Source organism: Roseofilum sp. Guam, from assembly GCF_017746735.1.
GTDB lineage: Bacteria > Cyanobacteriota > Cyanobacteriia > Cyanobacteriales > Desertifilaceae > Roseofilum > Roseofilum reptotaenium.
In genome coordinates this window covers 50,991-72,065 of record NZ_JAGHZN010000018.1, presented here as the reverse complement: position 1 = coordinate 72,065, position 21,075 = coordinate 50,991, and the positions used below count along the sequence as shown (strand labels likewise).

Below are 21,075 nucleotides of genomic sequence, written 5' to 3'. Positions count from 1 at the left end.
TCGAGGCTATCATGGAATTAGGTTACATAGTCGAGCAGGAGTTATGAAGACTGCCGAGATTGTCGTCAACTCTCTCCTGCTCTCGGTAAGGCTTTCCCCTAGAACTGTTCTGGCCTCTGAATTATGTCCTTTGCTTCTGTATCTTTTCAATTACCAAGTTTAGAAAGTGTACTGGATCGTCACCCTGTTGTGGTTTCCCCGGATCTCAGTGTAGAGGAAGCGATCGCGTTTTGGAATCGTGAATCGCCCTATCCTTATCTTGTGGTCAGCCAAAACCAACAAGTATTAGGGGTGATAACGGTATCGGATTATCATCAGATTCGCACCCATTGGCAACAATGGAGATCGGTGAGTGTTGAGCGAGTCATGACTCCCCAGGGTTGTAGTTTAACGTGGCAACCGGATTTAGATCTGTTGGCTGTCACGAAACTGATGGTTGAGCAGCAGATCGAGTATTTACCCATACTCAATCTCCAACAGAATATCATGGGCGTAGTCTGTGCCCACGATCTGCAAAAAAGCCTACAAGATTTAGATGCGATCTCTGTTTACTATGGCTTGGCACAACTTCAAGCAACACACAAAACATCTGACGATCGCCACAATATTGATTTTCAGACCCTTCTGGATCGCACAGTCAAAGAAATTCATCAGGGATTAAAGTGCGATCGAGTCTTGATTTATCGTTTTGAACCGGATGGCGGTGGTACGGTAATTGCAGAATCTGTATATCCCTTATGTAAATCTTTATTAGGTATAAAGATTATCGATTCTCATTTTGGCGAAGATCTGTTTAAAGCCTATAGCAATGGTCGAACTCAAGTGACCCACGATATTGAATCAGGAGGCTTAACCCCTTGTCATGTGGAATTCTTACAGCAACTTCAGGTCAAAGCGAATTTGGTGGTTCCCATTCTCCAAGAGAATCATCTCTGGGGATTGCTAACTGCGCAACAGGCGATCGCCCCTCGGCATTGGTCTAGAAACGATGAAGCCTTTCTTAAACAGCAAGCGGATCAATTGGCGATCCGCCTTAAACAAAGCTTACCGTTCCAAGATTTACCCACCCAACTGAGGGAACATCAATGGATGCACTATACCTTGGAACAAGAGAAGCACTTTACCCACGCCATTCTCAATGCGGTTGATGCATTAGTGGTGGTAGTTGATAAAAATGGTAAAATTATTTACTTTAATAAGGCCTGCCAACATTTAAGTGGTGTTCTGGAAAAACAGGCTCAAGGTCAGCGATTTTGGGAATTTCTGATTCCTTTAGCCGAACAACCTCAGATTAAACACGTGATTGGGCAAGCACTTCAGGGGGAATCTACTGGGGCTTATCAATGCCACTGGGTAACTCAAGGTAGCAAAAAACGCCGTATTGAGTGGTCGAACCAGAGTTTTAGCAACCGAGGGATCGTTACCCATGCGATCATCACTGGAATAGATTTAAGCCGACGACAGGAAGCTCAAATACAACTGCGATTTCGCGATCGCCAACAACAAACCTTAACCTATTTAAGCCAGTATGCGATCGCTACTACAGACCTACAGATTCTGATGAACGAAATCGTACAGCAGATTGCCAAAACCCTAAGTGTTGATTACGTAGAAATTCTGGAATTATTACCCAATCAAGCAGCATTTCAAATTCAAGCTGCCCATGGATTTACCTCTGTTCATTATCAGAATCTTCAGCATTCCATTGAACAACTGACACTCAGTGCCACGAAAAATACACAACCGGGGTATACCTTATGGTGTGGTCAATCTGTCGTTGTGGACGACCTACAAATAGAAACTCGCTTTCGAGGATCGGTGTTACACAATCAAGGTAGAGTTATCAGTAGCATAACAACTATCATTCCCGGTGTAGAACAACCCTTTGGAGTGCTGGGAGTCCATAGCAGGGAGCATTGTCATTTTAATCCTGATGAAGTGCAATTTTTGGAGGCGATTGCCCATTTATTGGCTTCTTTCCTGGAGCAACATCGACTCACTGAAGAATTAAACCAATTTTTTAACCTTTCCCTCGATCTGTTTTGTATTATTACTTTTGACGGTTCTTTTAAACGGATCAACCCCCGTTTTCAGGGACTCTTAGGATATAGCCCACATCAACTGCAATCGAGAAGCTTATTTGACTTCATCCATCCCGATGATTTAGCCGCCACCCAAGCTCAACTGCAACAACTTGCCTCTAGAGTTCCCACCGTTAATTTTGAACATCGGTATCGCTGTCAGGATGGTTCCTATCGATGGATTGCTTGGACGGCTATGCCGAGCGACGAATCCTATTTTTACGCCGTTGGTCGAGATATCACAGAGCGGCGAGAAATAGAAATAGCCTTAAAAGAGAGTCAAAAACGCTATGTAACGTTAGCCACTGCATCTCCTGTGGGTATCTTTCAGACGGATAAGCAAGGTCTGTGTTTATACGTCAATCAGTGTTGGTGTGATATGACGGGTCTATCAGCGCAAGAAGCAATGATGGAAGGTTGGTCGCAAACGCTCCATCCCGAAGATTTAGAACGGGTGTTTCAGGAGTGGAATAAAGCGGTTGAGGAGTATCGTCCCTTTTCTTCTGAGTATCGGTTTAAACATCGAGATGGGACCGTGGTTTGGGTCATGGGTCAGGCGGTTGCTGATGTAGATGAGGAAGGGAAGATTGTAGGGTATGTGGGCAGTATTACTGATATTAGCGATCGCAAGCAAGCCGAAGAAGCTCTGAAATATCTCAATCAAACCCTAGAAGATCAAGTGGCTCAACGGACGGCTGATTTAGAAACCGCCAATGAAGCCCTCCGTTATGCCGAAGAACGGTTTAGGATTGCCCTAAAAAATGCCCCCATTACCGTTTTTAACCAAGATTTAGATCTGCGATATACCTGGATTTATAATCCCACTCTCGGTTATACCGCAGAAGCAGTAATTGGAAAGTCCGATCGAGATCTATTTGCTCCAGAAGATGCCCAAAAATTAGAACGAATCAAACAACAAGCCTTAGATTCTCAGAGCAGTGTGCGAGAAGAGGTCATGCTCACCGATCGTGGGAATTTGAAGTGCTACGATATAACCGTTGACCCCTTATCAAATTTAGAGAACCAGGTTATTGGAATTACTTGCGCAGTCTTAGATATTACTCACCGTAAAAAAGCCGAATTAGCTCTGCAAGAGAACGAGCGATTTATTCAACGTATTGCTGATGCCAGTCCGAATATTCTCTATATTTATGACTTAGAACAGTACAAGACTGTTTATAGTAACAAAAATATTGCTCTAGTCTTAGGTTATACTCCCCATGAGGTTCAGGAAATGGGCAATATTGTCTGTGAGGACTTCCTGCATCCAGAAGATCGACCTAAACTAGCCCAATGGTATCAAGAATTGATGAATGCAAATAATACAGACATTTGGGAACTCGAATACCGAATGCTCGATCGCAATGGAGAATCGCATTGGTTCGTAAGTCGAGATACAATTTTTACTCGAAATTCTCAAGGAAAACCGATACAGCTTTTAGGCGCTGCTTCTGATATTACGGAACGCAAGCAAGTTGAAGAGCAGTTACGCTTGAGTGAACGAGCGATCGCTGCTAGCAGTAATGGTATCGTTATTATCGATGCTCAACAGCCCGATTTTCCCGTGATTTCAGTTAATCCTGCTTTTGAGCGAGTCACCGGATATTGTGCACAAGATATAATCGGTAAGAATTGTCGCATTCTACAAGGGACGGATCGTGAGCAAGAGGGACTTGAAACAATTCGTAAAGCTTTAAAAAATGAAGAAAGCTGTACGGTTGTCTTGCGAAACTATCGCAAAGATGGAACATTATTTTGGAATCGAATCACCATTTCTCCAATTCATGATGATCAGGGTATTTTAACTCACTATCTAGGCATTCAAAATAATATCACTGAGATCAAAGTTGCTGAAGAACGTTTACTGGCTAAAGTTAAACGTGAAGAGCTGTTTGGCATGATTACTCAACGAATTCGAGAATCTTTAGATCTGCAAGAAATTTTGAGAACCACAGTCCAAGAAGTCAAACAGCTTTTACTCTCCGATCGCGTATTAGTTTATCGAGTTTTACCCAATTATACAGGACAAGTAATTGCGGAAGCTGTTAATCAAGCTTGGACTGGAACCTTGGATAAAAAATTTCCAGAAGAGACCTTCCCTAGAGAATGCTACGATCAATATCTTGCTGGCAAAACTTATGCCATATCCGACGTTACTCAAACCGATCTTCGTCCTTGCTTAGTTGAGTTTTTACAAAAATTTCAAGTCAAAAGTAAAATCGTAGTTCCCATTATTCAAAATAACTTACTTTGGGGATTGTTGATTGTCCATCAATGCGATCGAGTCAGAGACTGGAAAGAGGAAGAAATTGAGTTATTGAAACAGATTGCTTCCCAATTAGCGATCGCTATCCAACAATCAGAATTTTATCAGCAACTGCAAAGAGAGCTTAAAGAACGAATTGTTGCTGAAACAGCTTTGTTAATGAGCCAAGAAAGAATTCAATATTTACTCTCTTCTAGTCCTGGTATTTTATATAGTTTGCGGGCAAATGATAGCTTAGAGCTTACATTTGTGAGTGACAATGCCTATGATGTTATTGGCTATGAATTACTGGAAATGTTTGAGGAAAACTTTTGGTGGACTCATCTGCATCCAGAAGATCAAGTCAAAATCAGTCAGCATGGCTTAAAGCGTTTATTTGACCAGGGTTTTTATAGCCATGAATACCGTTTTTTACATAAAGATGGCAGATATATTTGGATCTACGACAAACTCAATTTAGTCCGTGATGAAGAAGGTGATCCTCTGGAAATTATTGGCTATTGGATTGACATTACCGATCGCAAGCGAATTGAACAAAAATTACAAGAAACAACCTCTCGATTAACCAGTTTAATTTCCAATCTTCAACTGGGTGTTTTAGTTAAGGATGAACATCATAAAGTCGCGTTAATTAACCAAGCGTTTTGTCATCTATTCAAAACCACAAATTGTTCTGAACAATTAATTGGGCAAGAATGGGGAAATATTGGAGAGGAATTTTCACATTTATTTGATCGCCCAGAAGAAATTAGTCAACACCATCAAGATATTGTCGCCCATAATAAAATAGTGACCAACCAGGAAATCAAATTGGCTGATGGTCGGATCTTAGAACAAAATTATGTTCCTATATTGATTGACTCTATTGATCGCGGACATCTATGGATGTATCGAGATATTAGCGATCGCAAACAAGCTGAAAGTCGATTGGTGACTTCTTTGCAAGAAAAAGAAATTCTCTTAAAAGAAATTCATCATCGAGTTAAAAATAATTTATTAGTCGTTTCTAATTTATTGGAATTTCAAGCAGATTATGTTAGCGATCCGACTTTAATTAAAGTTTTGGAAGATAGTCGAAATCGTATTTATTCCATGGCTCTGATTCATGAAAAGCTCTATCGGTCGATGACCCTAGATACGATTAACTTTGGTGAATATTTGCAAGATTTAGTCCCCAATTTGTTTGAATCCTATAATGTAGAAGACAATAAGGTTAAATTTTATTTGGATATCGAACCCGTTCTATTAAATATAGAAACAGCTCATCCCTGTGGCTTAATTGTAAATGAGTTATTGTCCAATACTTTAAAACATGCTTTTCCTGAAGAAAAAATAGGAAAAGTGGAGGTAATTATGTATCAAAAAGATAACAATCAAATTGTCGTCAAAGTAGCGGATAATGGAATTGGTTTTCCAGAAGACTTGGATTTTCGCAAGGTTGATTCTTTGGGCATGGAGTTGGTTTGTACCCTAACGGAACAGTTAGAAGGTGAAATCACATTATTCAGAGACCATGGCACAACATTTGAATTACGATTTTCAGAGTTAAAGTATCGTCAGAGGGTATAATTATGTCTCCTGTCAAAATTTTAATTGTTGAGGATGAATTACTGATTGCCAAAGGATTAGCCCGTAAATTACAAAAATTAGGCTATGAAGTAGTGGGGATTGTCTCTTCTGGAAAAGCAGCTCTCAATAAAATTAGAGAGATTATTCCTGATATAATTCTAATGGATATTGTGATTAAAGGGGATATGGATGGTATTGAAACTACAGAAGAAATTAGAAAACAATATAATATTCCAGTTATCTATGTAACGGCTTATGCTGATGATGAGACCTTGTCCCGTGCTGAAGAAACCGGCTCTTATGGCTATTTACTCAAACCTTTTAAGGAAAGGGAAGTTCATGCCACGATTAAAATGACGTTAAAAAAATATCAGGAAAGCTTAAATATAGAATCTTCGTTAGCTCAGGCAAAATCTAAAAGTCAAGAAAAAACAGAATATATCTCGATCGCGTCCCATGACTTGAAAACGCCTTTAACCGCGATTCAAATGTCGGCAGGAATGTTACAACGTTATGGCAATAAACTAACGGAAGAGAAAAAAGAGAAGCACTTAAAGCGTATTCAAACCGCAGCACAGCATATGCATCAATTATTGGAAGATATTCTCACGTTAAGTCGGACTGAATTTGGCAAGTTAGAGTTTAATCCGGAACCGATTAATGTAGTCGAATTTTGTGAAGAGATTATTGAAGAAATCAAAGTGATTGCCTCTTCTAAACATAACTTAGTGCTTACCGTTTATGGAGAAAACCGGATTATTAATCTTGATGCTATGATTCTACGCCATGTTCTCTCGAATTTGCTCTCGAATGCCATCAAGTATTCCCCAAATGGAGGAACTGTTAAGCTTGATATTACCCAAACTGAATCTGAGATTAGGCTTGCAGTTCGAGACCAAGGGATTGGGTTACCTCTAGACTATCAACAAAAACTGTTTCAACGGTTTGAACGAGGCGCGAATGTGGGGAAAATCCCCGGAACTGGCTTAGGACTTTCCATTGTGAAACGCTTAATTGATCTCCATGGAGGTGAAATCATGGTAGAGAGTGAACAAGGAAAGGGAAGTGCTTTTACCGTTACCTTCCCCTGTGTTTTCTAGTCGGGTCAGTCATAGATGGCACTAGGACAGACAAGGAGCTGAAAATCCGGGTTAAAGATCAGTTGATAGATAGTTTAAGTATAAATAATTAGTCTGGATCTAATCATTGATTGTTGGAGAGCAATACTGATCGCTCACTACACGGCTATAAGTATGTAAAGAGGGTTTGTCGGTATAGCGAGGATTAGGTTGAATGACAGACTCTAACTGCTTGCAAACCTTTTGATGGCTTCCTACGCGATCGTATCCCCAGCTATAGACAATGGTATGCTCACTAGGGGGTTGTGCTTGGACAGGATTTGAGATTAGGGATGTACAGAGAATTAGGGTAAAGGCTCCCAGGAATAAGATCGCGAACTTCAACATAGGATAACTTTCGTGATTGGCTAATTTAGATGGTGTTACTTTGATCATAGAAGCTGTAACCTAACTTTGAAATGAGTTAAATCACACAACTGTCAGTTTTAAAATGCACCTTGGAGATAGTCTATAATCATAAACTGCTGATGGTTATAGGTGAGTGGTGGGGCGATCGCCCGAACATCTGAACATGTACCCACTCGCTGATAATAGACCAACGCCACATCAAAACGACATCCCCATTCACCAAACTCAGGTGACTCAGCTAGAAAGAGTTCCGCAGCACAGCGCAATTTCTCCTGTTTCCTAGAAGAAATTGCACCTAACCCATTCTGATCCCAATTGCCAGCACTGCGGGTTTTCACCTCCACAAAAACCAACTCTTCCTGCCATTGGACAATCAAATCTAACTCTCCCCAACGACAATGCCACCGACGATGCAAAATCTTTGCACCTTGCTGTTGCAACCATTGAGCAACGGTCTCTTCTCCTTGCATTCCCGGATTGAGCCTCATATCAGTCCACCCTCTTTTCAGCCTCCACCTTCCCATAGGATGATGATATCGCTGTTGAACACCTAAACCGACCATTCCCATGACCGTCAAAAAAATTCCTACTTATCTGATTGGGTTATTGAGTGTATGCCTAATCCTGAGCCTGAGCCTGACTGGAAGCATCGGTAACCTATCCCCAGCGTTTGCCCAAAACTATGAAAAAGTAGACCTGAAAGGTGCTGATTTTTCGGGTAAAGATCTCATAGAAGCTCAATTCGATCAAGCAGATCTGACTGAAAGCAGCTTTGTGGGAGCAGACTTGCGAGGCGCGAGTTTATTTGGAGCCAAATTAATTAGAGCGAATTTAGAAGGAGCCGATCTGAGATATTCCACTATTGGAGAAGCCAATTTTAGAAAGGCGAACTTAAAAGATGTTCTCTTTGAAGGGGCTTTTGCCCAACTGGCCAGCTTTAGAGATGCTAATATCGAGGGAGCAGATTTTACTGATGTGATTCTCCGAGATGATGCTCAGGAATATTTATGTGCGATCGCCAAAGGAACCAACCCCATCACCGGAGAAAACACCCGCGATACCCTTTACTGTGATTAACTTCACCTATTCTCGCCTGCCCGAGTAGGGCAGGCTCAGACTTTCCTCGGTTTCGCAAAATCCCTGCTTCCTAAGTTCGGTTCACCTCCAATGGCTTTTTTGAGTCCTCGTTTACAGTAAAAACAGTCAACAGAAGTCACTCTCTCATTGAGTCAAAAACTATGAATCCTAACATACCCTCCCAACATTCCGATCTCTTCGAGCAATTGGCTAATGACAACAACGTCCTAGGTCAATATCTGCATTCCCTAGACCCTGAAGCTGTTAATCATCTCTCACAACCCTCTAAAGAAGCCCTCAGCGTCATGGAACACAACATTGTGGGATTGCTGGGACATTTGCCTCCAGACCATTTCGGAGTGACTATCACCACCAGTCGGGAACAGTTAGGCCGTTTGTTGGCTTCAGCAATGATGACGGGCTATTTTCTGCATAAAGCGGAAACTCGCATGGGATTGGAAGAGCATCTGGCAAACTTGAGCGACGAAGAGTAATCCAACTCAGTGATGAGGAGCGTTTATGCCTTCCCCTTTTTCAGGGATGAACCCTTATCTGGAACATTCAGACCTTTGGCCAGGAGTCCATCACTGGCTCATTATTGAACTGGCTCTAAGGGGCAGTCTCAGAAAGGGCGAAAGCAATATGAGGGTAAGCGCAATAAAATTTTAAGCAGTTCTACTCATGTAGTGGAGATTAATTTATTGCGCAAGGGACAACCGATGCTGGTTTATCACAGCCAAGGTGCCACTAATTATCGAATTTTGGTTAGTCGAGGCGATCGCCGCCCTCAAGCAGATTTGTATGGATTTAATTTACGCGATCGCATTCTTGCATTTCCCTTGCCCCTAAAGTCTGGAGATACGGAACCCTTAGTAGATTTACAGGTATTGTTAGATAATATTTACGATACAGCCAGTTATGATTTAGTCGTAGATTATAACCAAGATCCTCTACCCCCTTTATCGGAGGGCGATCGCGCTTGGCTGGATAGCTGGTTGAGGGAGCAAAATCTGCGATCGCTACCCGATCCCAAGTCTGATTAGTCTATTATGATACAATGTATTTAACCGGACTTAAAAATGAAAACTACTCTATAAAAAAATATGCTCAACCGACGAAAATTCCTGACTTATATGGCCAGTACAAGCGGCACAATCCTACTGAGTCAATGTAGTCGGAAAACGATCAGCCAAGCCCCAGCTATGCCGAATACTCATATCAGTCAAGATGGATTTTTATCTGTGGATATGGTTGCCCAAGAAATGCCAATGCAATTCGGCAGAAATCGGCTCATGCAATGGGGATATAATGGGCAAATTCCCGGGCCAAGACTAGAAGCGAAACCCGGAGATACGATTCAAATTAATTTTCAGAATCAATTACCCCAAACGAGCAACCTTCATTATCACGGATTGCATATTCCGCCCACAGGAACGGCTGATAATGTGTTTATTGCTGTTCCTCCTAGAGAACAATTCAGCTATGAATTTACGCTGCCTGAAAATCATCCGGCGGTCACTTCTTGGTATCATCCCCATTACCATGGACAAGTAGCAGAACAGGTATTTAAAGGATTAGCTGGCTTGTTGATTGTCCGGGGTGAATTAGACGAAATTCCAGAAATTAAAGCCGCTTCTGAAGAATTTTTAGTGTTACAAGATTTTAGTGCTAATCGTAATTTCCACCTCTCCCATGGGGCAATTATGTTAGGGAGAGAAGGAGAATTGGTGACGGTGAATGGGAAAATCAAGCCAGAGTTTTCTATTCCTGCCCAAGGTTTGCTGCGCTTACACTTGTTGAATGCGTCCAGTTCTCGGTTTTATCGCTTATCCTTAGATGAACATCCCTTTTATTTAATTGCTACAGATGGGGGTGCAATTTCCGAACCGGTAGAATTACGAGAATTACTGTTAGCGCCAGGAGAGCGAGTACAGGTTTTAATTTCAGGCGATCGCCCCCCATCCCAGTATACGTTATCAAGTTTACCCTATGACCGGGGAACCGTGGGCATGATGGGGCATATGAGATTATCCTCTAGCAGCAACCAAACTCAGGCGATCGCCACGTTCAAGTATACTGAACCTGTCGCCCCCATTCCCCTACCCAAAACCCTGATTCCCATTACACCGTTACCTGAACCGCAAACCCTGCGCCAGTTTACCCTCAATCATGGCATGACTCCAGGAAGGGGAATGGTATTTTTGATTAACGATCGGGTCTTTAATCATCAACGTATCGATGTTAGGGTCAAATTGAATCAAATTGAAGAGTGGGAAATCATTAATCCAGGAGGAATGGATCATCCCTTTCATATCCATCTCAACTCATTCCAAGTGATCGGCCGCAATCAAACTCCTGAACCCCTTTTAGCCTGGAAAGATGTGGTTAATGTCCGTCGTGGGGAAACCGTTCGCTTACGAATTCAGTATCAAGATTTTATCGGCAAAACCGTTTACCACTGTCATATCCTTGACCATGAAGATCAAGGTATGATGGGTATGTTAGAGATCGTTTGATAATTTAACACTCAAGTGCTTTATTTATGGAATATCCAAGGAAAGGGCAAAACTGGGTTGTTCTTATTCCCCATTCCCTAAACCGTAATCTGATATCCAACGTCTTGTAAGAGCACTAAATCGAGAAGGGTAGGGAATTGTCGTACCCCTAAAGAAACAAAGGGTGTGAGTAAGGAATCTCCACTGATGCCATTGGGTAAGAAATGGTCTTCAATATGGGATAAATCGTCAGCTAAGGGAACCCCTAAACCTTCAGTCATCACTAGGGCATTGGGTCCGATGAAGGTTTGACCGGATATCCATTGGTTAAAGGCTTGGGATTTACCTATACCCAGAATATGGCCGAGTTCATGGGCCGCAACGGTCATTAAATCCACTTGTCCTGGCGGAATATCATTATGGGTTTGGGGCGTTGGATCGATAAACCAATTAATGCTTGAATTAAAACTGATATGACCCGTCCAAGGCTCAAAGTTGGCACTGTTAAATCGGCGATCGAGGTCACTACCAGGAGTCCAATTGCCACTTGGCCCTGCTTGAGCAAGAATGGGGGAGGAGAGAGGCGCTGCACCAACAAAGACGAGTACATCATCAATCGGACGATCTAGGGTAAACGATATGGTGCTTCGAGTGGTGGGATTTTTGATATAAATGGGGGTTCCGGGAGCTAGATCTGCAAATTCATCCAGAATATGGCGCTCCCAGAAGGAGGCAGCAGTTTCTAGGATTTGACGACAGTTAGGATCGTTGAAAAAACCACTGTGATCGAATCGATAGTCAAATTCAATGTTAAATGAGGTGGGAGTTTCGGGAGGGGCTAGGAGTAAGGGAGAATCGGATTGTGCGCTTTGGCTTAGGGTAAAGGGGAGAGCCTTACTAATAAAGTCTTCAGGAGTTAATTGATTGGGATGAATACCGGATAAAATGGCAAGGGTTTGGCCGGTGAGGAGGTCTTGAATGAGGGTTGTACCGGTTAAGTTGTCGGTTCCTAAAGCAATGATTAGGCGCTCATAGGTTAAGCTACCCGTAAGTTGGATATAATCTTGACCGTCTTCAAAATCAAGTATCCAATCTGCTTGGGTCTGGTTTGCGGGGGATGGCTGACTGAGGATAAAGAAGTCTCGATCTGCACCCCCGATAAGGAGGTCTGAACCGAGGTCTCCGGAAAGGCGATCGCTCCCCTTGTCCCCGTAAAGGGTATCATTTCCTTGACCTCCATAGAGCAGATCCGAGTCTTGGCCGCCATAAAGTAGATCTTGGCCTGTATTGGCTTTGAGAGTATCTGAGCCTTGATTTCCGGCAATCCAATCGTCTCCAGCATAAGTAATGATTTTATCCGGGTTCGGGGTTCCAATCAAAGTATCAGCGCTAGGGGTTCCGGCGATCGCCGATCCTGAAGTCAATGCAGACTCTAATGCATACTCATCTGTTGGCATGGATTTGGTATTTTTATTTATATTCTAGTATAATTTATTATATCTTTTTGGGAAGAACTAGAAAATTTTAGATTATTTTTAGATCGGTAACGCCAAAAATATAATATGGGGCTTCTCTCTTCTATGGAATACAGCTTCAAGCCTTAGCACCATCAATAAGGAGCTGAACAGATGGATTGCAATCCCTGATTTCATGCTTAAAGGAAAACAATGTGCTAGGCTATTTGAAAATCTTTTTGCAATTATCTATATCCATGAGCAAGGTTCTGGTGTTAAATGCCTCTTACGAACCGCTCAATATCGCTACCTGGCGACGGGCGGTTATTCTGTTGCTCAAGGGAAAAGCCGAACAAGTAGAACACAATGGTAAGTTGTTGTGCCCTGGTTTTCCCTTACCAACCGTAATTCGACTGCGGCACTATATCCAAGTTCCCTATAAAGAAATTCCCTTGACAAGACGGAATATTTTATACAGAGACTCCCATTGCTGTCAATACTGTGGATACAAGGGAGATGGGCTAACGCTCGATCATGTAATTCCGCGATCGCGCAGAGGAGGAGATACCTGGGAAAACTTAGTCACAGCCTGTGTTCGCTGTAATGTCAAAAAAGGAAACCGGACTCCAGAAGAAGCTTCTATGACTTTATCTCATCCCCCGCGAAAGCCATACAGCAGTCTCTATTTCGAGCTGCAAAAGCATGTGACGAGCGGTACACATCAAGAATGGAAAAAATATGTGATTGGCATCTAAACCCCTGACTTCATCTTCAGGGGTTTTTTTCAACGCTAAATGATGGGTAATGATCGGCAAATCTCTAGGGAATATAGAGGAAAAGCTCCTCAACCCAGCAGATTGGGTCATTACCCATTCTCCGTGTCATAATCAAGTCCGGTTAATTGGCTATGATGCAATGCTATCACGCTGGGGAACAGGCAATGTTCTAAGAGATTTTTCTCCCCACCTTACAGCTATTCCCATTCATTTTCTGGAAGCCACTGTAAAGAATTTAGAGTTTCTTGATAATGAAAATAAATGGCTTGTCGAGGATAGGGAAGTAACCCATCTGTTCCAAACCAGCGTTGAAAAATGGCAATTTCGGCAGGTTTATCGGTTAAAAATCCTTGCATATATTTAACCAAGCTGTAATTAATCATTGATTGCCAACGAGAATTGTTTTCTGGGAGAATACAAGCATAGGATTCTAAGCTGTAAGGACGACTGGGGGTCACTCTCCAGGCTTGGGGGTCTTTGGCGGTTCTCCGGAGAGCTTCTAGGAGAACTCCATCACTCACTAGGGCATCAATGTTTCCTTGTTCTAATTGTTGCAATCCCTGGACGCGATCGCGCACCCAGATAAATTCAGCATTGGGTTGGATCTTTTGAATGATTTCAGCATTGGTGGTATTTTCAATAATTCCTATACGTTTCCCCTGTAAAGATTCTGGGTTTCCTAGCTTAGTTTGTTGTGGAACTAAAAGCTGAGTCCCTGTGCTAAAGTAGCTAATAGAAAAATCGACGATTTCATCTCGTTCCCAAGTAAAAGAGTTTGAGCCACAATCGAGATCTACCTGATTCTCTTGAATGGCTTGAAACCGATTTTGGGTATCAACTTCGACCCATTCTATCTCAATAGATTTATTCAGTTCTGCTTCTAGCTCGGCTTGAATACGCTTAACTAAATCCACCGAAAATCCCATCCATTGTCCTCGACCATTTTTGAATCCAAAGGGAATGGTATCTTGGCGAACGGCAACTCTTAAGGTTCCGCTTTGATTCACTTGTTCGAGAACATTAGCTGCCCAACTGGGATAAGCAATAGAAAGGGGAATTAAGCTCAATAGAGCTGTAGCGATCGCTAGCTTTTTCTGCATCTGAATATTTTCCTAATTTCCACTAATATGAACGACCAGTGCCCGGTGGTGACTCCGACTGCGATGTTCCCATAAGTAAATCCCCTGCCAAGTCCCTAACAGTAAGCGTCCTTGGTGAATGGGAATTTGTTCTGACGTTTTGGTTAATGCGCTGCGGATATGAGCGGGCATATCATCTGGCCCTTCAGCATCATGAATATAACTTATTCCATCTTCAGGAACTAATTTGGCAAAAAAGTTAGCTAAATCTTGCAAAACATCAGGATCGGCATTTTCTTGAATGACTAAACTGGCGGAAGTATGCCTTAAAAACAGGGTACATAATCCAGTTTGAATCCCGGATTCTTTGACTACTTGTTTAATTTGAGCCGTGATAGCGGAAAAGTTCTTTCCTGTGGTTTTGATATGCAATTGGGTTTGATAATGGGTCATGGGGGAATGGGGGAAACACGGAGACACGGAGACACGGGGAAATGTCCTATTACTCATTACTCATTACTCCTTTGGGAAGAGAATCTTCACCGGTAATCAACCGCGCTCCTCTTCCACTGGTCAGGTAGTTCCATCCCCATTGCACCATGACGACTAATTTATTATCAAACTCAATTAAATAATAGATATGGGCGAATACCCAGGTTAACCAGGCAATAAATCCGGTGAGCTTAATCCATCCTAAGTCTACCACCGCCGCATTTTGACCAATTACGGCTAGACTTCCAACTTCGGTATAGCGGAAGGGGGAATGGGTTTGGCCGCGCAGTTCCTGTTTTATCCATTGGGCCACATATTTACCTTGTTGCATAGCGACAGGGGCAATACCGGGTAAGGGTTGCTCTCCTTGATGGGAGAAGTTGGCTAGGTCACCAATAACAAAAATATTCGGATAACCGGGAATGCTTAGATTCTCTTCTACCCTTACCCGACCTGCCCGATCTAGGGCAACTCCGGTTTTCTCATTGAGTACTTTCCCAAGACTCGAAGCCTTGACCCCAGCAGCCCAGAGAATGGTACGAGCAGGAATTACGTTTTCTTTTTCTCCTTGCCGCACGGTTACTGAACCGTCCGTGACTTGGGTGACTAGGGTCTGAGTTTGTACCCTTACCCCTAGCTGGGTGAGGTCTTCTTCTGCTCTAATGGACAATTCTGGCCTGTAAGGGGGTAAGATGCGATCTACTCCCTCTAGGAGCAAAATTTGGGCGCTGGTGGTGTCGATGTGATGAAAGTCGTTTTTGAGGACGCTATGGGCTAATTCGGCGATCGCCCCTGCTAATTCTACTCCAGTCGGGCCACCACCGACAATCACAAACGTCAGCCAAGCTTTTTGTTTTTCGGGGTCAGTTTCTTTTTCTGCGGCTTCAAATGCGCCATAAATGCGACGACGCATGAGTAGAGCATCTTCGATAGTTTTCAAACCAGGGGCAATATTTTGCCATTGGTCGTTGCCAAAATAGTGATGCTTCACACCTGTGGCCAGAATCAGGGTATCGTAGGAGAGGGTACGGTTGTCGAGGGTAAGCTGTTGGCGATCGGGATCAATATCCTTTACATGCTCTAAAAGGACTTGGGTATTTTTATTTTGATTTAAAACCAAGCGCAGAGGGGAAGAAATATCCGCAGGAGATAAACTCCCCGTCGCCACTTGATACAGTAAGGGTTGAAATAGGTGGAAATTGCGTTTATCGATTAAGGTCAGTTTAACCGGTGCTTTGCCTAGGCTTTGGGCTGCATAAAGCCCCCCAAAGCCTCCTCCAACAATCACGACATGGGGGACAGAGGATTGGGTTTTTGCATCAACCATAGCGTTTGGGTTCTCAACGTAAGATTGCGATCCGATCTTAGTTTAGCAATGAAATATTGAATTAACTATGAATAATGAATGATACACTAAAGCCTAGAGATACCATCATTCTCTGGCACTTTGGGTTATTGAGGTTGAAGATCTGGCGATTTAAATTCCCGAAATATCATGCGATCGCGACCCTGTTTTTTAGCTTCGTAGAGGGCTTGATCCGCAATTTCAAATAATTCTTCTCCTGACGTTTCGTGAGTGGGGATGGTTGAAGAGAGTCCCATGCTCATCGTAATGAAAGGACTAACGAGCGAGGCTTGATGATCGAGGGATAGTTGACGCACATGCTCTTGGATTTCTTGAGCAACTATCCAAGCTCCAGATGCTTGAGTATTGGGCAAAATCACGACAAATTCTTCTCCTCCATATCGAGCCACTAAATCCGCTGGTCTTTTTAAAGCTTGTTTGATTGCTTCCGCTATTTTTTGTAAGCATTCATCTCCCATTTGATGTCCATAAGTATCATTATAGCGCTTAAAATAATCTACATCACAGATAATAATAGATAGGGGCGATTTCTCCCTTGCAAGTCGATACCATTCTCGATCAAATGTTTCTTGCAAACAGCGACGGTTTGCTACTTGGGTTAAACCATCTAAATTAGCCAGTTGATTTAATTCTTGGTTTACCCGCTCTAATTCAGCAGTTCTTTCAGCTACTTTTCTCTCTAAGGTATAGGAATAGTCCCGGAGTTGTTCATAAAATAGGGCATTCTGAATTGAGGCGGCGGCTTGGGAAGCTAGAGCTGTAAATAACTTGAGGTCTTGGGCAGTATAGTCTAGGGCGCGATCGCTACTAATTTGAATGATGCCTAATTTCCCCGTTTGTGTCATTAACGGACAACACATCATAGACACAATTTCAAAATCTTGAGGAATAAATCGAGGATCTAAAGTCACCTGATTTACAATTTCCGCCTTTCCTGAATTAAAAACAGAACCATAAATTCCGATATTAGTTGGAATTTTCTTCCCTAAGATGACTTGATTTTCATCAGTTTTAGGATAAAACGTTTGCATAGATTGTTCATAAGCATTATAAATCATGACTACTAAGGCATTACCGGGTATTTGTTTGAATGCTTCGTTTGCCATGAGCTTGATTACTTCGTGGACATGCAAACACGTAGATATTTTAGAGGAGATATCATACAAAAAGTTAAGTTCTTCGTATTTGTCTAAAGCATCAGCCGCTAACACTTTTTTATTGACTTCTATTTCAATTAAATAAATGACCAGTTGGGCAATCGAATTATAGATATCTTCGCTGACGACCCAACCTAAAATTTTATCTTCTACGACAATTTCATATCCTTGGGCATTAGCTAGGGTTAGCTCTCCTAAAATGGGAAGTTGACGATCGTCTAAAATCCCTATCTGATGATTATCATTAATGAGCTGCTGGATGATTTTTTTTATTCTAGGCTTGAGGACAATTTTTTTAAAATTAATATTTATCATTAAAATTTACTCATTTATAAATCCAAGAATTTCTCTTGATTTAGCCAATACTTCTTTCGGACGAAAAGGTTTAGTCATATACAAATCTGCTCCTACAGCTATGCCCGTTTTTCTATCAAACTCTTGACCTTTTGCCGTCAGCATAATAATATAGATATTATCAAACTTAGAATTTTCTTTAACTTGGGCACAAACTTCTAGTCCATTCATCTTAGGCATCATCACATCTAAAAAAACTAAGTCAGGGTTTTCTTCTTCAATTACCTCCAATGCTTCTTGACCATTTTTAGCTGTTAAGAGAATTACGTCATCTTCATCCTCTAATTTTTCAAGGGCTTGTTCCATGAGGATAAGGATATTAGGTTCATCATCAACAATTAAGACTTTTTTATTCATTGAATTCCTCTATATGTGTTCTAATTACTTTTGGATCAAGGGGAAGCAGAAAAGAAAACTTACTTCCCTGATTAAGGGCACTTTCAACCCAAATTTTACCCCCATGATATTCAATAATCTGTTTACAAATTGCTAATCCTAAACCTGTTCCTTTAGGTTTATTCGTTAAAATATCCCCCACTTGCTTAAACCGCTCAAATACAGTATCCTGGTTTTCTGGTGCAATACCTATACCTGTATCAATAATGGAAACCACCAGGTGGTTGTCTACAACCTTTGCTTCACAAGTAATGGTTCCTTGTTCGGTAAATTTTACAGCATTAGAGATTAAATTAATGAGGACTTGAATCAGGCGATCGGTATCAACTTCAATCACGGGTAAATCTGGATTAATTTTTTTGATTAACTGTAAATTATTACTGTTGATGAGAGAAAAAGTTACGGCAATCGCTCGATCCAAAATAACTTTTGGATTAACGGCTTGAATATTCCAGTCTACTCGACCAGATTCCATTTTGGCAATATCTAATACATCATTGATTAGGGAGGTTAACCGTTCTGCTTCAGAAATGATAATGTCAATGTTATTACTGACTGCGACAACCGATCGCTTCACTTTTCTATCCTGTTGTATAGTCGCAGGAAAAATAATTTCTTCCAGCTTCTCCTGAATCATTTCTGCAAATCCTAGTACTGAAGTTAAAGGGGTTCTCAATTCATGGGAAACTGTGTTTAAGAAATCAGTTTTCATCCGATCGACTTCCCGCTCGACAGTGACATCTCGAATGAGAATCACTGAACCCATACATTGATCCCCTTCCATTCCTTCTCCTTCCTTAATAATACTCGTCGCTAAGGCTTGACCTTCGCGATGATTCCCCAACTTCACATCAAGGGTAATAATTTCTTGATTTCGATTATGAATTAATGCGATCAACTCCTCTAATTCAGGGGAGAAAATTGTCCAAACATTCTGTCCTTCTAGTTGCCATCGTTCTAAGTTAAACATCGACAAAAGAGCCGGATTAAATCGAGTTACTCTCCCTTGGGTATCAGTCACTAATAAGCCATCGGCTAAATTATCAACAATGGCATTTAAATCTGCTAGGGTTATTCGTAATTCACTGGATCGCTTTTGTGCTTGAGAGAGTAATTCTGCCTGTTGTAAGGCTACGCCTAACTGAATGGCAATTTTACGGGTAAATTCAATTTCTTTGGGGTCCCAAGTTCTGGATTTGAAACATTGATGAATACATAGCAAACCCCATAACTGATTCCCTTTAACTAGGGGGAGAACTAGATTGGCCCGAATTTGAAATTTGTTTAAGATATTAAAATAGCAAGGAGATAGATCTGCCGTGAAAATATCGGAAATGGCTTGTAGTTTTCCGGGTTTATGATTATTGTTCTGATGCCAATCAAAACAATAATCATAAACTTTTTGAGTTAAGGTTGATTCAAAGCTAGGTAAGACATCTTCAGAAACAAATTTTCCCTGAGTACAGTCGGATTCGCGATCAAACTCAAAAATAGCGACTCGATCTGCATTTAGCAGTTGTCGGACTTCTGTGGCAGCCGTTTGAAAAATAGTCTCTAAGTCTAGGGTACGACGAATTTTATCAATTACTTCAGCGATCGCCTTCTCCCGTTGTGCTTCTTGCTCTAATTCATTGGCTCGTTTTTGCAGTTGGGCATCTAATGTGCTTTTTAATTCGCTAGAGCGTTTTTGGGTTTGGGCTAATAATTCTGCTTGTTGAATAGCCACTCCTAATTGAGAACTAATCTGAACTAAGAAGTTAATTTCAATCTCTTGCCAATCCCTGGGGCCAGAATTTTGAAAGGCAGCTAATAAGCCCCATAGACGCTGGTGTCGATAAATGGCGACAATGGCATAGGCTCTAGCTTGATAGGATTCTAAGGCCTGAATATAACATTGAGAAAAGTTACTATTATAGATATCTGAACAAACCCGAAATGATTGCACTTGGTTAAATAATTGGCCTTGGGTTTGCTGAAAGTAAGTATCTGTGACGGACAAATGTTCTAGATTTTTGAGGCTACATTCACCAATCTTACAGTTCAAACCTGGATTTTCCTGTTGCCCGATAATTAAGGATTTCCACATCGGAGCAACAGAGTCTACAACAAATTCTCCACTCCAGTCTTCGTTAAAACGATAAATGACGACTCGATCGGCTTTGAGCAGTTGACGGACTTCATCGGTGGTGGTGCGAAAAATGGTATCGAGATCGAGGGATTGGCGGATTTTCGTGATTACAGCAGCGATCGCCTGTTCCCGATCCACAGCCTGAGCTACCGCTTTAGCTAGCCGATCTGACTGTTGTTTTTGCCCGGCTAAGACTTCTGCCTGTTGTAGAGCAACTCCTAAATGAACCGCGATCTGGGAAATAAATTCTATTTCTTGGGGTTGCCAACATCGAGGAGCGCGACACTGATGAATACAGAGAAGTCCCCATAATATCTCTCCCTTTAGGAGGGGAACCACCAAATTAGCTTGCACTTGGAATTGCTCTAAGATCTTAATATGGCAAGCATTTAAACCTTGTGCATAAATATCATTGCAAGCCCAAATTCGCCCTTCTTGGTAATATTGGGCATAATTATCGCCAAAACAGTGATCTTCAATTCGAGCAGTTAAAGTGGAAGAAAAAGGTGGTAAGACATCCTCCGAGACAAATTCCCCCCATTGGTAGTTAGAGTTTTCAGCAAATTGATACATGCCTACCCGATCGGCATTTAACAGTTGTCGTACTTCTATCGCTGTTGATTGGAAAATAGTTTCCACATCCAGAGATTGACGAATGCGTGTAATGACGGCTAAAAGGGCTTTTTGTTGAGCAACCTGGATAGGTTCAGGTTGAATTTGGGTCGGCTGTTCAAGTGCCCATACCCGTTCTCTGAGACGTTTTACTTCCTCTTGAAGGGACGTATATTCACTGGTTTTAACCACAATATACTCATCGGACATGGAATTTATAAGGGGGAAAAAGTGACTATCATTGCCTTGATCGGTAGCTTGACCAGTATAAAAGATTGGAAGGGGA

The 21,075-nt window shown here is 41.8% G+C and carries 17 protein-coding genes; 8 read left to right on the top strand and 9 right to left on the bottom strand.

The features are described from left to right. The first annotated feature begins 123 nt into the window (after positions 1-123). Positions 124-5,916 carry a PAS domain S-box protein gene (locus J7529_RS08920; protein WP_318728691.1) on the top strand — a complete coding sequence of 1,931 codons (5,793 nt, stop codon included), beginning with the start codon at positions 124-126 and terminating at the stop codon, positions 5,914-5,916. A gap of 2 nt (positions 5,917-5,918) precedes the next feature. Further along, positions 5,919-7,016 (top strand): ATP-binding protein, encoded by a 1,098-nt coding sequence (locus tag J7529_RS08915; RefSeq protein WP_318728690.1) that lies wholly within the window; start codon positions 5,919-5,921, stop codon positions 7,014-7,016. 99 nt (positions 7,017-7,115) lie between these two features. Here the strand turns inward: J7529_RS08915 and J7529_RS08910 are convergent, their stop codons facing one another. Together J7529_RS08910 and J7529_RS08905 are read right to left on the bottom strand one after the other, a co-directional pair. Then, the gene (locus J7529_RS08910; RefSeq protein WP_318728689.1) at positions 7,116-7,430 is read right to left on the bottom strand and encodes a hypothetical protein; all 315 of its coding nucleotides are present in this window, start codon (positions 7,428-7,430) and stop codon (positions 7,116-7,118) included. A 50-nt stretch (positions 7,431-7,480) separates the two neighbouring features. After that, positions 7,481-7,891 (bottom strand): YraN family protein, encoded by a 411-nt coding sequence (locus J7529_RS08905; protein ID WP_318728688.1) that lies wholly within the window; start codon positions 7,889-7,891, stop codon positions 7,481-7,483. A 79-nt stretch (positions 7,892-7,970) separates the two neighbouring features. Here J7529_RS08905 and J7529_RS08900 point away from each other — a divergent pair, with 79 nt between their 5' ends. The 5 genes from J7529_RS08900 to J7529_RS08885 all read left to right on the top strand — a co-directional run bounded on the left by J7529_RS08900 (position 7,971) and on the right by J7529_RS08885 (position 10,996). Further along, positions 7,971-8,480 (top strand): pentapeptide repeat-containing protein, encoded by a 510-nt coding sequence (locus J7529_RS08900; RefSeq protein WP_271940083.1) that lies wholly within the window; start codon positions 7,971-7,973, stop codon positions 8,478-8,480. Positions 8,481-8,641: 161 nt separating this feature from the next. Beyond that, positions 8,642-8,974: a DUF760 domain-containing protein gene (locus J7529_RS08895; RefSeq protein WP_271940082.1), complete on the top strand. Its 333-nt coding sequence runs from the start codon at positions 8,642-8,644 to the stop codon at positions 8,972-8,974. 25 nt (positions 8,975-8,999) lie between these two features. Continuing rightward, the gene (locus tag J7529_RS24665) at positions 9,000-9,149 is read left to right on the top strand and encodes a DUF4058 family protein (RefSeq protein WP_413038850.1); all 150 of its coding nucleotides are present in this window, start codon (positions 9,000-9,002) and stop codon (positions 9,147-9,149) included. After that, positions 9,143-9,523, top strand: coding sequence for a DUF4058 family protein (locus J7529_RS08890; protein WP_413038852.1), 381 nt, complete (start codon positions 9,143-9,145; stop codon positions 9,521-9,523). The genes J7529_RS24665 and J7529_RS08890 overlap by 7 nt, the downstream gene beginning before the upstream one ends. A gap of 60 nt (positions 9,524-9,583) precedes the next feature. Then, complete coding sequence (locus J7529_RS08885; protein WP_318728687.1) at positions 9,584-10,996, top strand: multicopper oxidase family protein; 1,413 nt, start codon at positions 9,584-9,586, stop codon at positions 10,994-10,996. Positions 10,997-11,073: 77 nt separating this feature from the next. Here the strand turns inward: J7529_RS08885 and J7529_RS08880 are convergent, their stop codons facing one another. Beyond that, a complete protein-coding gene (locus J7529_RS08880; RefSeq protein ID WP_318728686.1) occupies positions 11,074-12,432 on the bottom strand; it encodes a matrixin family metalloprotease in 1,359 nt (452 codons plus the stop codon). Between the two features lie 254 nt (positions 12,433-12,686). On the opposite strand from J7529_RS08880, the gene J7529_RS08875 reads away from it, so the two are divergent. Further along, on the top strand, positions 12,687-13,184 hold the full coding sequence (locus J7529_RS08875; RefSeq protein WP_318728685.1) for an HNH endonuclease: 498 nt from the start codon (positions 12,687-12,689) through the stop codon (positions 13,182-13,184). A gap of 218 nt (positions 13,185-13,402) precedes the next feature. Here J7529_RS08875 and J7529_RS08870 read toward each other — a convergent pair whose 3' ends face one another. The 6 genes from J7529_RS08870 to J7529_RS08845 form a co-directional block, all read right to left on the bottom strand. After that, a complete protein-coding gene (locus J7529_RS08870) occupies positions 13,403-14,305 on the bottom strand; it encodes an amino acid ABC transporter substrate-binding protein (RefSeq protein ID WP_318728684.1) in 903 nt (300 codons plus the stop codon). 12 nt (positions 14,306-14,317) lie between these two features. Next, a complete protein-coding gene (locus J7529_RS08865; protein WP_318731823.1) occupies positions 14,318-14,737 on the bottom strand; it encodes a secondary thiamine-phosphate synthase enzyme YjbQ in 420 nt (139 codons plus the stop codon). Between the two features lie 49 nt (positions 14,738-14,786). After that, a complete protein-coding gene (locus J7529_RS08860; RefSeq protein WP_318728682.1) occupies positions 14,787-16,103 on the bottom strand; it encodes an NAD(P)/FAD-dependent oxidoreductase in 1,317 nt (438 codons plus the stop codon). A 125-nt stretch (positions 16,104-16,228) separates the two neighbouring features. After that, the gene (locus tag J7529_RS08855) at positions 16,229-17,614 is read right to left on the bottom strand and encodes a diguanylate cyclase domain-containing protein (RefSeq protein ID WP_318728681.1); all 1,386 of its coding nucleotides are present in this window, start codon (positions 17,612-17,614) and stop codon (positions 16,229-16,231) included. 6 nt (positions 17,615-17,620) lie between these two features. Next, complete coding sequence (locus J7529_RS08850; RefSeq protein ID WP_318700577.1) at positions 17,621-18,010, bottom strand: response regulator; 390 nt, start codon at positions 18,008-18,010, stop codon at positions 17,621-17,623. Continuing rightward, positions 18,003-20,999: a GAF domain-containing protein gene (locus J7529_RS08845; RefSeq protein ID WP_318728680.1), complete on the bottom strand. Its 2,997-nt coding sequence runs from the start codon at positions 20,997-20,999 to the stop codon at positions 18,003-18,005. Before J7529_RS08845 ends, J7529_RS08850 begins: the two co-directional genes overlap by 8 nt. Positions 21,000-21,075: the final 76 nt, after the last annotated feature.

Bases quoted from the DNA above. Each gene is read 5' to 3' on its own strand.
- J7529_RS08870 (WP_318728684.1), bottom strand. From the start codon at position 14,305: ATGCAGAAAAAGCTAGCGATCGCTACAGCTCTATTGAGCTTAATTCCC.
- J7529_RS08860 (WP_318728682.1), bottom strand. From the start codon at position 16,103: ATGGTTGATGCAAAAACCCAATCCTCTGTCCCCCATGTCGTGATTGTT.
- J7529_RS08880 (WP_318728686.1), bottom strand. From the start codon at position 12,432: ATGCCAACAGATGAGTATGCATTAGAGTCTGCATTGACTTCAGGATCG.
- J7529_RS08855 (WP_318728681.1), bottom strand. From the start codon at position 17,614: ATGATAAATATTAATTTTAAAAAAATTGTCCTCAAGCCTAGAATAAAA.
- J7529_RS08885 (WP_318728687.1), top strand. From the start codon at position 9,584: ATGCTCAACCGACGAAAATTCCTGACTTATATGGCCAGTACAAGCGGC.
- J7529_RS08850 (WP_318700577.1), bottom strand. From the start codon at position 18,010: ATGAATAAAAAAGTCTTAATTGTTGATGATGAACCTAATATCCTTATC.
- J7529_RS08910 (WP_318728689.1), bottom strand. From the start codon at position 7,430: ATGATCAAAGTAACACCATCTAAATTAGCCAATCACGAAAGTTATCCT.
- J7529_RS24665 (WP_413038850.1), top strand. From the start codon at position 9,000: ATGCCTTCCCCTTTTTCAGGGATGAACCCTTATCTGGAACATTCAGAC.
- J7529_RS08875 (WP_318728685.1), top strand. From the start codon at position 12,687: ATGAGCAAGGTTCTGGTGTTAAATGCCTCTTACGAACCGCTCAATATC.
- J7529_RS08900 (WP_271940083.1), top strand. From the start codon at position 7,971: ATGACCGTCAAAAAAATTCCTACTTATCTGATTGGGTTATTGAGTGTA.
- J7529_RS08845 (WP_318728680.1), bottom strand. From the start codon at position 20,999: ATGTCCGATGAGTATATTGTGGTTAAAACCAGTGAATATACGTCCCTT.
- J7529_RS08895 (WP_271940082.1), top strand. From the start codon at position 8,642: ATGAATCCTAACATACCCTCCCAACATTCCGATCTCTTCGAGCAATTG.
- J7529_RS08905 (WP_318728688.1), bottom strand. From the start codon at position 7,891: ATGAGGCTCAATCCGGGAATGCAAGGAGAAGAGACCGTTGCTCAATGG.
- J7529_RS08915 (WP_318728690.1), top strand. From the start codon at position 5,919: ATGTCTCCTGTCAAAATTTTAATTGTTGAGGATGAATTACTGATTGCC.
- J7529_RS08865 (WP_318731823.1), bottom strand. From the start codon at position 14,737: ATGACCCATTATCAAACCCAATTGCATATCAAAACCACAGGAAAGAAC.
- J7529_RS08920 (WP_318728691.1), top strand. From the start codon at position 124: ATGTCCTTTGCTTCTGTATCTTTTCAATTACCAAGTTTAGAAAGTGTA.